At 49.8% G+C, this 213-nt stretch carries 1 rRNA gene; it reads left to right on the top strand.

From position 1 onward, the window contains the following. Positions 1 to 147: 147 nt before the first annotated feature. A 5S ribosomal RNA gene (gene rrf / locus KNP60_RS15465) occupies positions 148 to 213 on the top strand; the annotation flags it as partial.

Genomic DNA, 213 nt, shown 5'->3' with positions numbered 1-213 from the left:
CACGGCGACGTGTGGAGCTGAATGATACTAATCGGTCGAGGCTTTGATCTAGTCTAACGGTTTGAGTGAATTGATGAGTCTTCAGTTTTCAGGGAACAACCCTGAAATGGATTGACACGCCCTTGAGGCGATGTTAATATTCTTTTGTCTGGTGGCGATAGCGAAGCGGCCACACCCGTTCCCATGCCGAACACGGAAGTTAAGCGCTTCAGC

The sequence above is a fragment of the Exiguobacterium sp. s5 genome, assembly GCF_018618075.1.
Classification (GTDB): domain Bacteria; phylum Bacillota; class Bacilli; order Exiguobacteriales; family Exiguobacteriaceae; genus Exiguobacterium; species Exiguobacterium mexicanum_A.
Note: the sequence above shows the minus strand (reverse complement) of the source record. Positions and strands in the feature narration are given on the sequence as shown.